The organism is Pseudarthrobacter sp. NPDC058196, from assembly GCF_042882685.1.
In the GTDB taxonomy this organism is placed as follows: Bacteria; Actinomycetota; Actinomycetes; order Actinomycetales; family Micrococcaceae; genus Arthrobacter.
In genome coordinates this window covers 224,340-235,821 of record NZ_JBHVVN010000007.1, presented here as the reverse complement: position 1 = coordinate 235,821, position 11,482 = coordinate 224,340, and the positions used below count along the sequence as shown (strand labels likewise).

General features: G+C 65.0%; 10 protein-coding genes. 7 read left to right on the top strand and 3 right to left on the bottom strand.

What is annotated here, in order from left to right:
• Positions 1-14 precede the first annotated feature (14 nt).
• Entirely contained in the window at positions 15-218 is a 204-nt protein-coding gene (locus ACFVVC_RS12210) for a hypothetical protein (protein ID WP_387453276.1), read from the bottom strand.
• Between the two features lie 304 nt (positions 219-522).
• Here ACFVVC_RS12210 and ACFVVC_RS12205 point away from each other — a divergent pair, with 304 nt between their 5' ends.
• Positions 523-1,866 (top strand): glycosyltransferase family 87 protein, encoded by a 1,344-nt coding sequence (locus ACFVVC_RS12205; protein ID WP_387453274.1) that lies wholly within the window; start codon positions 523-525, stop codon positions 1,864-1,866.
• A 7-nt stretch (positions 1,867-1,873) separates the two neighbouring features.
• Positions 1,874-3,151 (top strand): glycosyltransferase 87 family protein, encoded by a 1,278-nt coding sequence (locus ACFVVC_RS12200; protein WP_387453271.1) that lies wholly within the window; start codon positions 1,874-1,876, stop codon positions 3,149-3,151.
• Here the strand turns inward: ACFVVC_RS12200 and mptB are convergent.
• Positions 3,148-4,764: a polyprenol phosphomannose-dependent alpha 1,6 mannosyltransferase MptB gene (mptB, locus tag ACFVVC_RS12195; protein WP_387453268.1), complete on the bottom strand. Its 1,617-nt coding sequence runs from the start codon at positions 4,762-4,764 to the stop codon at positions 3,148-3,150. The two genes, ACFVVC_RS12200 and mptB, sit on opposite strands and share 4 nt — an antisense overlap.
• A 297-nt stretch (positions 4,765-5,061) precedes the next feature.
• Between mptB and ACFVVC_RS12190 the strand changes: the two genes are divergently transcribed.
• Together ACFVVC_RS12190 and ACFVVC_RS12185 are read left to right on the top strand one after the other, a co-directional pair.
• Entirely contained in the window at positions 5,062-6,561 is a 1,500-nt protein-coding gene (locus ACFVVC_RS12190) for a SulP family inorganic anion transporter (RefSeq protein WP_387453265.1), read from the top strand.
• 48 nt (positions 6,562-6,609) lie between these two features.
• Positions 6,610-7,014 carry a DUF1003 domain-containing protein gene (locus ACFVVC_RS12185; protein WP_387453262.1) on the top strand — a complete coding sequence of 135 codons (405 nt, stop codon included), beginning with the start codon at positions 6,610-6,612 and terminating at the stop codon, positions 7,012-7,014.
• Between the two features lie 13 nt (positions 7,015-7,027).
• Here the strand turns inward: ACFVVC_RS12185 and ACFVVC_RS12180 are convergent, their stop codons facing one another.
• Positions 7,028-8,071, bottom strand: coding sequence for a LacI family DNA-binding transcriptional regulator (locus ACFVVC_RS12180; protein WP_387453259.1), 1,044 nt, complete (start codon positions 8,069-8,071; stop codon positions 7,028-7,030).
• Positions 8,072-8,312: 241 nt separating this feature from the next.
• Between ACFVVC_RS12180 and ACFVVC_RS12175 the strand changes: the two genes are divergently transcribed.
• From ACFVVC_RS12175 to ACFVVC_RS12165, 3 genes are read left to right on the top strand one after another with little or no spacing between them, the layout of a single operon-like run.
• On the top strand, positions 8,313-9,641 hold the full coding sequence (locus tag ACFVVC_RS12175; protein WP_387453256.1) for an extracellular solute-binding protein: 1,329 nt from the start codon (positions 8,313-8,315) through the stop codon (positions 9,639-9,641).
• Positions 9,638-10,573, top strand: coding sequence for a carbohydrate ABC transporter permease (locus tag ACFVVC_RS12170; RefSeq protein ID WP_387453253.1), 936 nt, complete (start codon positions 9,638-9,640; stop codon positions 10,571-10,573). Before ACFVVC_RS12175 ends, ACFVVC_RS12170 begins: the two co-directional genes overlap by 4 nt.
• 1 nt (position 10,574) lies before the next feature.
• Positions 10,575-11,480, top strand: a complete 906-nt coding sequence (locus tag ACFVVC_RS12165) for a carbohydrate ABC transporter permease (RefSeq protein WP_387453250.1) — start codon at positions 10,575-10,577, stop codon at positions 11,478-11,480.
• Positions 11,481-11,482: the final 2 nt, after the last annotated feature.

Sequence of the window (11,482 nt, the reverse complement as noted above, 5' to 3'; positions counted from 1 at the left end):
GGCGGGACGGGACCCTACCAGGCCTGATGTTCCCGGGTGAGGCCGAAGGGGACCGTCTCGCTGAGGGCAACGGTGAATTTGTCCACGCCGTGCCGGGTGACGAGGATGCCGTGGCTCTTGCCGGTGAGGGCGTGGGCCTTGGCGGCTGCGACGGCGGCGTCGAGTTCGCTGTCCATGCTCTGGCGGTCGGACACGGTCAGGGTCAGGGGGAAGTTCATGTGATGGTGCCTTATGTCTTTCGTGGGGTGGGGTGGTCAAGCGACGCCCTGCGCTCCCCCTGGCTGCATCGGCGGTGGGCACTCACGTGCCTCGCACCATGGTGCCTGAGCAAAAATGTGCCAGCAACTTTAGATAAATGCCGCAGGTCAGGCGCGCGGAGTCCTGGATTTGTCCTGACAATTACTGGCAGAGATGCGCCGTGAATTAGAGTTGAACGGGACTGGATCCCGAAATCCAAGGCCTCCAATTCCCGTGAGACCGGCTTCGGGACATGACCCGAGACATTTTGCGCCGCCGCTTACTGTGCAACGACCTGACAAGGAATCCGCCATTTCCACCGACGCCCTCTTCGGCAACCTCACCCGGATCCGCGACGTCATCCTCCCCGCGAGGGTGCGGGCGGCGCTGAACAGCGGGCGGGGGCTGCTGGGCGGCTTCATCGTGGTGCACCTGGTCTTCCTGGTGTTCGGCGCATCCCTGTCCCTGCGCGGCGAGGCCTTCAGCGACACCTTCATCTACCGCGAATGGGCCATGGCCGGCTTCAACGACGCGAACCTCTCCGGCGGCCCCAGCCCCTGGGTCTACCCCATCCTGGCCCTGATCCCCATGGCCATCGCGGGCGTGGCAGGCCCGGGCCCGTTCTTCTTCCTCTGGGTCCTCATGACCACGCTCCTTAACGGCTGGGCGCTGCTGAAACTCACGGAGCGGGGCCGCAACACCAACGCCATCCCCGCCGGCTGGTGGTGGCTGGCATTCACGTTCCTGATGGGCTGGCTGGGATTCGCCCGCGTGGACGGCCTCACCGCCCCGCTGGTCCTGGTAGCCCTGGCGTACGGGGTCCAGCGCCCGTTCGTGGCCTCGGTCCTGCTGGCCATCGGCACCTGGGTGAAGGTGTGGCCTGCGGCCATTATGCTGGCCCTCTTCGCCGTCGTAAGGAACCGCCTGCTGGTGGTGGTGGCAGGAATCGCGACGACGGCGGGCGTCGTGGCGCTGGCAGCCGCCCTGGGCAGCGTCCCCAAGCTCCTGAACTTCCTCACCCAACAGGGCGACCGCGGCATGCAGCTCGAGGCCACCTTCACCACCCCCTGGCTCTGGCTGTCCGTCCTGAACGTTGGCGGTTCCCGGATGTACATGAACACGGACATCAACTCCATGCAGGTGGACGGCCCCGGCACCGCCACCATGTCCGTGCTGATGCAGCCGCTCCTGGTGCTGGCCGCCCTGCTGGTGGCAGGCCTGGCCTTCTGGGCGCTCCACAACGGCAAGCAGCACAAGGTGGCCGGCGGCGTTGACCGCACCGAACTGCTTCTCGCCGGCGCCCTCGCACTCGCCGCCGCCTTCGTGGTCTTTAACAAAGTGGGCTCCCCGCAGTTCATGGTGTGGCTGGGACCCGCCGTCGCCGTCGGCCTGGCCCACAGCTGGCGCGAATGGCGCGTCCCGGCAGCGATGCTGATCGCCATCGCCGTGGCCACGTACTTCATCTACCCGCTGTTCTACGACGCCCTCAGCCACAACAACCCGTGGATGGCCCTGGTCCTGACCATCCGCAACGTGCTGCTGGTGGTCCTGTTCCTGTGGAGTGTCCGGCGCCTGTACTCCCTGGGCAAGAAGACCGCAGCAGCCGCCCCCGCGCTCAAGGAGACCTGAGATTTCCATGAGGTTCTTCGACCGCCTGGTGACGGTCCGCAGCAAAGTCCTCCCGGCCGCGGTGGTGGACTGGTTCGCCCGCCCGTCCAGCGTCTGGTGGGGCTTCGCCGTCGTGCACGTGTATTTCCTGGGCTGGATGGCGTCCTTCTTCCTGAACGGCAATACGTTCAGCGACACCGAGCAGTACCGGCAGTGGGCCATGGCCGGCTACAACCCGGCGGACCTGACCGGAAAGATCAGTCCCTGGGTCTACCCGGTCCTGGCGCAGATCCCCATTTTCCTGGCGAACATCGCCGGGCCCGGCCCCTACCTGCTGGTCTGGTTCCTGATCATCACGGTGCTGAACGCCGTCGGCCTGCTCTACCTGACCCGCGGTCCACGGACCGTGACCGGTGTTGCTCCCGCCTGGTGGTGGCTGTTCTTCACGGTCTTCATGGGGTACCTCAGCTTTGCCCGGGTGGAAGGGATCACCGCTCCGATCGTGCTGATCGCGCTGCTCTATGTGGCGGAGCGGCCGGTGGTGGCGGGCGTCCTGCTCAGCATCGCCACCTGGATCAAGGTGTGGCCCGCCGCCGTGCTGGTGCCCATCGTGATCGCCAGCCACAAGCGCGTCCAGGTGGTGCTCGCCGGCGCCGCCGTGACCGCCGTCGTCTGCCTGGGAACCTGGCTGACCGGCGGCCTGCCGCACATCATGGACTTCCTCACCAACCAGGGCGAGCGCGGTATGCAGCTCGAGGCCACGTTCTCCACCCCCTGGGTCTGGCTGAGCGTCTTCCACATCGCCGGCTCGAAAATGGCGGACAACACGGCCATCAACTCCACCGAGGTCTACGGCCCGGGAGCCAGTACCGCGGCGTTCCTGATGCAGCCGCTGCTGGTCCTGGCGGCCGTCACCGCTGCCATCCTGCTGGTGCGGGCCTTGCGGCGCGGCGCCGAGCGGGAAGAGTTGTTCCTCGAAGGCGCCCTGATGATGGTCACCGCGTTCATCGTCTTCAACAAGGTGGGCTCCCCGCAGTTCATCATCTGGCTGGCGCCGGTGGTCATCGCCGGCCTCACCCACGACTGGGAGCGCTGGAAGGTCCCGGCGGCGTTGCTGATGGGCATCGCCATGACCACGTTCGTGATCTACCCGCTGTTCTACACGCCGCTCATCCACGCCCACCCGGTCATGGCGGCCATCCTGACCACCCGCAACGTGCTCTTGGTGGTGCTGCTGTGGTGGTCGGTGAAGCGAACCGCGGAGCTGGGCCGGAAAACCACCGCGCAGGTACCGGCAGGAGCCTAGGGGGCCTCGGAGCGGTCGACGGCGGCGCGGGCGGCGGCCCGGCGCGCAGCCCGGCGTTCCACCGCCCACGTCCACGCCCGCCGAGCCACATCCAGCGGCCTGCCTTCAATCAAGAGTTTCCGGGTGTGGACATCCAGGACCAGCAGGTAGAACGTGAAGGCCAGGGCGGTGAAGAACGCCATGGATGATGCGTCGATGGGCAGCTCGACGAAGGACCAGACCGAGAGCTGGTCCTGGGCACCGAACACCACGAAGAACGTCACGCCCACATAAAGCGACCGGATCTGCCAGTCGTCCCGGATGCCGGTGACAGCCAGGAACGGCAGGAACCACAGGATGTACCAGGGCTGGATGATGGGTGAAAGCATCACGACGGCGGTGAACGCCAGGGCCATCCGGCGCACCGCCCGCGAGTAGTCCCCGCGGAACATCAGCAGCAGGACCAGCCCGATGGCCGCCCACTTCATGCCGGTCCGCAGGAGGGTGGCCAGGGTCCCGCCCGGCAGGCCCAGGGCGTTGGCGAGCATCTCCACTTGCTGGCCCAGGAAGCCGGAGGGGGAATAGCCCGTGTAGCCGGGTGTGGGGTCCATGATGGCCCAGGTCCACCCGATCCCCAGGTTGAACGGGATGCCGCTGAGGGCCAGGACGCCAAAGCTGATGCCCGCCGTCGCCGCCCACATGAGGAACTTCCGCGGCCAGGTGGCGCCCGGGCCGGCCCACATCAGGCCGATGAACGGCAGGAGCAGCACGGTGATGGGCTTGATGCCGATCGAGGCGGTCACGAGGAGGATGCCCAGGAGGTACCTGCGGGTTGCGGCCAGGTACACGCCGGCGACGGCGAGCCCCACCATGAGGGCGTCGTTGTGCGCGCTGGCGATGAAGCTGATGAGGAACAGCGGGTTGGCCACGGAGACCCAGAGTGCGCGCGCCCCGTTGATGCCGTGCAGCTCGGCGAGCTTGGGCACGTAGATGACGCAGAGCAACACGCCGACGCCGGCCAGCAGCCGGAACAGCAGGACCGATGCGTCGGGTTGGGCGCCGGTCAGTCCCACCACCCCGCGCGCCAGCCACAGGAAGTAGGGGCCGTAGGGTGTCCGGTTTTCCGCCCAGGCGGGGTCGGCGCCAAGGGCGAACCAGTTGTTGAGGGTGGAGATGCCAACCTCGTAGGGGTTTTGGCCTTCCATCACCAGCCGGCCCTGGCCCGTGTAGGCGTAGACGTCGCGGGAGAAGACCGGGACACAGAACAGCAAGGGCAAGGACCAGGCGGAGATGGCTGCCACCACGGACCGCAGCGACGATTGGCCCCAGTCCCCCAGCCGCTGGCCCAGCCTCAGCCAGGAGCGCATGAGCAGCATGGCCCCGGCGGTCAACAGGATCGTGGAGACCGCCACCCCCCACCCCTCGGTGCGGAGCGCGATCACCACGGGCTGGCGGATCATGGGCGAGCCGTTGGCGATCCAGCCGGTGCCGATGGACCCGACGAACATCATGAGGGCGCCAATGAAACCTTCGATGATTGCCAGGTAGGCGCGGCCCTTGGCAGGCACGGAAGCGTCGGCCGGTTCGCCCGGCCGGCTGTCCGAAGTCCTGAGGTGTGACCCGCCTGCCGTCATGATGTGTGTGGTCCCCTACCTTGTTACGGCCTTGGCTGCACCAGCTCCAAGGCCGCCCTGCAACCCGGCCATTTTATCAGCCATGCTTATTGCTGCCCCGGGCCGTCCTGCAGGGCGCGGAACCGCAGGGTGGCACCAGGGCTAGGGTAGCCTTGGACCCGCAGCCGGAGCTCGCCGGCGCATTCTTTCTCCACCCCCATTGTCGTCCATGACGGGGCTGGACCCGTGCGCACCGTGGCGCGCAGACACGTTGCCCGCCGCCCCTTCCCCACGGGGCCAAGTCCTTGGAGCCGCCCCTTGTCCGTCGCTGCCACCCCCCGACCCCTCCGGCATCCGGTCACGGTCCTGACCGCCCTGCGCTCCCCGCGGCAGCTTTCCCGTGAGGTCCTGGCGGGCATGGTCACCACCCTCGCGCTGGTCCCGGAAGTCATTTCGTTTTCGATCGTCGCCGGCGTCGACCCGATGGTCAGCCTTGTTGCCTCCATCGTGCTGGCAGTGACCATGTCGGTCCTGGGCGGCCGGCCGGGCGTGGTGACGGCGGCGGCGGGGTCCGTGGCCCTGGTGATCGCGCCGCTCGTCCACGAGCACGGCGTCGAGTATGTCCTGCCCACGGTGCTGCTCGCCGGGGTGATCCAGATCGTCTTTGGCTTTGCCGGGCTCGCCCGCCTGATGCGGTTCATCCCGCGTTCGGTGATGATCGGGTTCGTCAACGCCCTGGGCGTGCTGATCTTCCTGGCCCAGGTGCCGCACGTCCTCAATGTGCCGTGGCTCGCGTATGCCCTGTTCGCCTTGACGCTGGCGATCATCCTCATCCTGCCGCGCTTCACCAAGGCGGTCCCGTCGCCGCTGGTGGCGATCGTCGTCGTCACCGCCATCGCCATCCTTGTCGGCCTCGCGGTTCCCAACGTTGCGGACGAGGGCCCGCTCACCGGCAGGATGCCGGGAATCACCCCGTTCCTGTTTCCCGTTGACCTGGAGACGTTCCAGCTGGTGCTGCCCACAGCGCTAAGCGTGGCGTTCGTCGGCCTCATGGAGACCCTGCTCACCGCCAAGCTCGTCGACGACATCACGGACATCCCGTCACACAAAGGCCGCGAGTCCTGGGCTCTGGGTGTCTCGAACATCTTCGCCGGCCTCTATGGCGGAATCGCCGGCTGCGCCATGATCGGCCAGACCGTCCTCAACGTAAAGACCGGGCAGGCCCGCACCCGCATCTCGACGTTCGTGGCCGGAATCTTCCTCCTGGCCCTGGTGACGGGGCTCAGTTCGATCATGGGCCAGATCCCCATGGTGGCCCTGGCCGCCGTGATGATGGTGGTCGCCGTGACCACCGTGGACTGGCACAGCGTCAAACCGTCCACCCTGAAGCGGATGCCGGTCCCCGAGACGCTCGTCATGGGTGTCACGGTCGCCGTCGTGGTCCTGACCGGAAACCTCGCCTACGGGGTCGTGGCGGGAGTCATCCTCGCGATGGTGCTGTTCGCACGCCGCGTGGCCCACGTCATCACCGTTGAGCGGAAATTGGCGGCCGACGGCGGGAGCGTCCGCTACGAGGTGGTGGGGCCGTTGTTCTTCGGCAGCAGCAATGACCTCGTGGAGCACTTTGCGTACGCCGACGACCCCGCCTCCGTGACGATCGACCTCAGCCGGGCCCAGATCTGGGATGCCTCAACGGTGGCTGCCCTGGACTCGATCGAAACGAAGTACGCGGACCGGGGGGCCGCGGTGGCGATCGAGGGCCTGGACGAGCGCAGCACCGGGTTCCACCGCCGCCTTACGGGGCATTTGGGCGCCTGACCAGCCCGGTCCTTCCTGACGCATGGCTTCATGGGTCTACCCTGAGCCATGAGCCCCCAACAGAAGACCTGGCACGAGAAACACAAAGCTTCCCTGAGCAAGGGACAGCGGGCCGCTGACATCATGCGCAACGGAATGGGAAGCTGGCCCTTCGTTGCCAGCTTCATCGGCTTCATGCTCATCTGGGCCGCCATCAATACCGTGGCACTGGCCGCCAACGCCTGGGACCCGTACCCCTACATCCTGCTGAACCTCTTGCTTTCAATGCTCGCCGGGCTGCAGGGCGCCATTCTGCTCATCGCCGCCAAGCGGCAGGACGCCATCGCCGCAGCCATGGCCCAACACGACTACGACACCAACGTCGAGGCGAAAAAGGAGATCGAGCTGCTGATCTCCATGAACCGGGTCCAGCTGGAAATCCTGCAGGAATTGAGGAAGGCGGCCACCCCGTAGGCCCGGGCCTCCTTTACTCCGCGGGAGGTGCAGTGGATTCCCGGACGATCACCTGCGTGGCCAGTTCGACGCGGTGCGAATCCAGGACTTCACCGCGTGCTTGCCGCAGCAGCGACCTCAGGGCAGCCCGGCCCATCTCCTCCAGCGGTTGGGCCACGGACGTCAACGCCGGCACGGACTCTTCGCCCTGGATGGTGCCGTCGAACCCGATGAGGCTGATGTCCCCCGGGACCCGGAGGCCGTGGTGTGCAGCTTCGGACAGAACCCCCAGGGCAATGCTGTCGCTTCCGGCGAAGATGGCCGTGGGTCGGTTTTCGAGGCGGAGCAGTGCCTTCAGGCCGGCAACTCCGCTGTCGCGGCGGAACCTGCCGCCGGCGACGATGTATTGGGGGTCCACGGGCACGCCGTGGGCCGTCAAGGCTGCCATGTAGCCGTGCAGCCGGGCCTGGTTGCACTCCGCCCGCTCTGTTCCGCCGATGTAGGCAATGCGCCGGTGGCCCAGTTCCAGCAGGTGCTCGGTGGCGGCTTTCCCGCCGGCCCAGTTCGTGGCGCCGATGCTGACCACGTCCGCCGGCGGCGGATTGAGCGGATCGATGACGACGACGGGAATGTGGCGCCGCCGGAAGGCAGGCAGCTGCGCCTCGCTGAAGGCCGAGGTCACCACGATCATTCCCGCCCTGCCTTCGTCGACCAGGCGCTGGGCCCGGCGGTCAGCGCTTTGGGCGGAAGGTGCCGTTGGGCCCGTAACGCTCAGCATGACCTCGACGTTCTCGGATGCGGCGAAGTTCAGTACTCCCGCCAGGACCTCGGAGGTGTAGGCGGATGTGAGGACATCCACCACCACTTCAATCACCGTGCCTGCCCTGGTGGCGGTGCGCCGCTGCACCGGCGACTGGTATCCGGCTTGTTCAAGTGCCCGGAGGATCCGGGCCCGGGTCTCCGGCGCCACGTCCTCACGGCCGTTGACCACTTTCGAAACCGTGGGTGTCGAAACCCCGGCCTGCGTGGCAACGGTAGCCAGCGTTGGCTTGGCCCGCCCCTGCGATTTTGTCCGCATAAATTTTCGCAATCTTTCGAAAATGCTGAGGTTCATCATTGTGCAGGGGCTTTATCGGCCAGTCAAACCATATGGACGAAAGATCCAAGCGCGTCGAAAAATATCCACATTGATCCCTTGACCGTCCGCGCTTTTCGGGATTTAGTTTACACCGTGACTTATATCACTCGCTCGAAATGTTTCGGGTGAGATCGGAGCGGATGCCCCGGACCTCGACAGTAATTTCACAAATGGAGAAGCAATGAAGCAACCCCAGACATCACGGCGCTCTTTCCTCGCCCTCGCTGCCCTCACGCCCTTTGCCGTCGCTGCCACTTCCGCGTGCGGGACGTCCGGTCCGGGCGCCTCCAGCGGCAACGGGGGTGCCAGCATGTGGTTCCTTTCCGGCGAACCGAACCAGACCACGATGCAGAAGGCAGTGGACACGTTCAATTCCGCCAACGCAGGCGACAAGATCGCAGTCACTTACTTTCAGAACGACGCATACAAAACCAAGATCAAAACCGCGATTGGCGCCAACCAGGCGCCCACCATCATCTACGGCTGGGGCGGCGGCGGCCTGAAAACGTATGCGGAAGCGAGCCAGGTTGAGGACCTCACCAGCTGGTTCGACCAGAACCCGGACCTCAAGAAGAAGTTCTTCCCAGCCTCGTTCGGCGCCGCCACGATCAACGGCAAGATTTATGCCCTCCCGAACCAGGCTGTCGCTCCGATCGTCCTGTACTACAACAAGGAGATCTTCCAGAAAGCCAATGTCCAGCCGCCCAAGACCTGGGACGACATCATGTCGCTGGTGAAGACATTCAATGGCATGGGTATTGCTCCCTTCTCCTTGGGCGGCCAGTCCCGCTGGACGTCGATGATGTGGCTTGAGTACCTGTTGGACCGCATCGGCGGCTCGGACGTGTTCAAGGCGATCTTTGACGGCAAGCCCAATGCCTGGAAGGACCCCGCCGTGATCGAGACCGGCACGAAGATACAGGAACTCGTCTCCGCGGACGGCTTCATCAAGGGTTTCTCGTCCATCACCGCCGACTCGCAGGCAGACCAAGCCCTGCTGTTCTCGGGCAAAGCCGCCATGATGCTGCACGGTTCATGGACTTACGGCTCCATGAAGAAGGCGGGCCAGAACTTCGTCCAGGATGGAAAACTTGGTTTTGTCCAGTTCCCCACGGTTGCCGGCGGCAAGGGCGACCCGAAGAACGGCGTCGGCAACCCTGCCCAGTACATGTCGATCTCGGCAAAGGCCAGCGACAAGGAAAAGGAATCGGCCAAGAAGTTCTTCAAAGACGGAATCATGACGGACGCCGTGATCGATGCTTACATCAATTCCGGCTCAGTGCCTATCGTCAACGGCATCGAAGAGAAACTGAATACCTCCTCCGACAAGGATTTCCTTAACTTTGTCTACGACCTGGCCAAGAACGCCCCCAACTTCCAGCAGTCTTGGGACCAAGCGCTGAGCCCCACTGCGGCGGAGGCGCTGCTGAACAACATTGACCAACTGTTCCTGAAGTCGATCACTCCCCAGCAGTTCGCGGAGAATATGAACGGCACCCTCGGGAAATGACCAGCACACTCTCCACCGCCCCGCATGCCACCGCAGCTGTGGCCGGTTCGACTCCCACTGAACAACGCAGGGCCGCCCTGGCGTGGCTTACGGTACCGGCCCTGTTCTTCTTCCTGGCGTTCGCCGTCGTTCCCCTGGCCGGTGTCCTGGTCCTCAGCTTCACCAGCTGGGACGGCATCGGCGCAATCGGCGCGGCCGGCATGGACAACTGGCTCTCCGTGCTGGCCGATCCGGGCCTCTACAACGCCTTGGGCCTGACCTTCCTGATCATGATCGTTTCCTGGCTGGTCCAGACTCCCATCAGCCTCCTGCTGGGAGTCTTTACGGCGGGAAACCAGCGGTACCGGGCGGCTCTTGCGGTGCTGTACTTCCTTCCCCTACTGCTGTCCTCAGCCGCCGTCGCCATTGCCTTCAAGGCCCTGCTGGACCCGAATTTCGGACTGGCGACAGGCTTGGGCCTGCCCTTCCTGGCACAGGACTGGCTGGGGGTGCCCCACTTGGCCCTGGGCCTGGTCATCTTCGTTATCGCGTGGCAGTTCGTTCCGTTCCATACCCTGATCTACCAAGGCGGCGTCCGGCAGATCCCCAAGTCACTTTATGAGGCGGCCCAGATCGATGGTGCCGGAACGGTCAAGCAGTTCTTCCACATCACCCTCCCTCAGCTGAAGTACACGATCATCACGTCGTCCACGCTGATGGTGGTGGGTTCGCTGACGTACTTCGACCTGATCTTCGTCCTGACCGGCGGCGGGCCCGGCAACTCGACGCGAATCCTTGCCCTGGACATGTACCTGCGAGGATTCCGGGCCAACCTCATGGGCCCGGCCAGCGTCATCGCCGTCATTCTCGTCATCATCGGCCTTCTTCTCGCCCTGCTGCTCCAGCGCCTCGGCGGCAAGGACAAGCAGGGCAGCCAACTGGAAGGTTTATAGGGTGAGTACAGTCCTGAAAAGCAATGCCCGGGAGGACCGGACCGGTTCTGCCGGCAGTCCTTCCGCCGCCCCACCGCGGCTCGGCACCCGGCTAAAACGCCTGAACATACCGGGCGGGCTGGGTGGCTGGATCTGGCTCGCCATCATCATCCTGCCGGTCTACTACGTGGTGATCACCAGCCTTAAGACGCAGGCAGGGTACTTCGGGCAGAACCCCTTGGCGGTGCCCGCCTCACCCACCCTGGAGAACTACCAGATGGTTCTAGAGGCCGATTTCGCCACCTATTTCACGAACAGCGCCATCGTCACCCTCGGTTCCGTGATTCCCGCAGTACTCGTATCATTCATGGCCGCGTTCGCAATCGTCCGTGGCAGCGGCCGGTTCCTCAAGCTCGTCAACGGGATGTTCCTGATGGGACTCGCCATCCCGCTCCAGGCCACGATCATTCCCATCTACCTGATGATCATCAGGCTCAACCTGTATGACAGCCTCCTGGCGCTGATGCTTCCATCCATCGCTTTCGCCATCCCGCTGACCGTCCTGATCCTGTCCAACTTCATCCGGGACGTGCCGAACGAACTGTTCGAGTCCATGCGGCTGGACGGCTGCAGCGAATGGCAGACCATGTGGCGGTTGGCCCTGCCCCTTACCCGTCCGGCCATCGTCACGGTTGCGATCTACAACGGCCTGCACGTCTGGAACGGTTTCCTGCTTCCACTGGTCCTCACCCAAAGCCCGGGCCTGCGGGTCCTGCCGCTGGGTCTGTGGACTTTCCAAGGGGAGTACAGCGTCAACATCCCTGCCGTGCTTGCCTCCGTAGTCCTGAGCACGCTGCCCATCCTCGTCCTGTACATCATCGGCCGCAGGCAGTTGCTCGCCGGCCTGACGGCCGGCTTCAGCAAGTAGAA